Genomic DNA, 1,166 nt, shown 5'->3' on the forward strand with positions numbered 1-1,166 from the left:
GGCCAGGCAGCCGGTCGCCGACCCCGACCACCCGCGCTGTCTGGGTGCCTTGCTGGCGCTGGCCTACCCCGATCGGGTCGCCCAACAGCGTAAACCCGGTGGGGCGGAATATCGTCTGGCCAATGGCCGTGCGGCGTTGTTCAGCGAAGTGGATGGCCTGATGAAACAGCCCTGGCTGGTCATCGCCGATTTGGGCAGCCGTCAGGGGCAACGTGAAGAACGCATTTATCTGGCGGCCGAGTTTGATCCTGCCTTGCTCGAGGGTGTCTTGAGCGAGCAGGTCAGCGTTGTTGATCAACTGGATTGGGATGAGCGCGAGGGCGTGCTGCGTGCCGAGCGCCAGCGCAAGGTCGGCGAGCTGGTCCTCAGTCGCGAGCCATTGACCGGGCTCGACGAAGCGGCCCGTACGCAAGCGCTGATCAATCTGGTGCGACGCAAGGGGCTGGAGCTGTTGCCGTGGACGCCCGAGCTGCGCCAGTGGCAGGCGCGGGTAGCGTTGTTGCGTCAACTGGACCTGCAGATCCAGGGGCACAGTGAATGGCCCGACGTCAGCGATGCCGCCTTGCTGGCCGGGCTTGAAGACTGGTTGGGGCCGTATCTGGGGCGTGTGTCGCGGCTCAGTCACTTTGCCAGCCTCGACCTGTCGAGCATTGTGCATAACATGCTCAAATGGCCGCTGCCCCAGCGCTTGGACGAACTGGCGCCCCACCATATCAAGGTGCCTTCAGGGTCTTCGGTGCGGCTGGACTACAGCGAACACCCGCCGATTCTGGCGGTGCGCCTGCAAGAGTTGTTTGGGCTGGCGGACACCCCGCGTATTGCGGGCGGGCGCCAGGTGGTCAAGTTGCACCTGCTTTCTCCGGCAAGGCGTCCGGTGCAAGTAACCCAGGATCTGGCCAACTTCTGGCGAAGTACCTATGCCGAAGTGAAAAAAGATTTGAAGGGGCGCTACCCCAAGCTATTCCATAAGTTGGACCCTTGGGTCGATTCGCTTAACAAGAAATGATTGACGCATTCAGGCTTCTGCTTCCACATAACGAGCAGCGTTGACTGCGACGCGTTCACTGTCCCTGGTTGCTTGAGCTCTGGATGTAGTGGTCAACTCATCCCGGACACGGTTTTGAGTTTTTCTTCCGTTTTCGCTGGGGCCAATCCATCGTTAAATT

The 1,166-nt window shown here is 60.9% G+C and carries 1 protein-coding gene; it reads left to right on the forward strand.

What is annotated here, in order from left to right; translation table 11 throughout:
- A partial coding sequence (locus GHO03_RS24510) for an ATP-dependent helicase C-terminal domain-containing protein (protein ID WP_306108808.1) occupies nucleotides 1-1,006 on the forward strand: 1,006 nt, incomplete at its 5' end.
- Nucleotides 1,007-1,166: the final 160 nt, after the last annotated feature.

Source organism: Pseudomonas sp. FSL R10-1339 (genome assembly GCF_009600545.1).
GTDB classification, from domain to species: domain Bacteria; phylum Pseudomonadota; class Gammaproteobacteria; order Pseudomonadales; family Pseudomonadaceae; genus Aquipseudomonas; species Aquipseudomonas bubulae.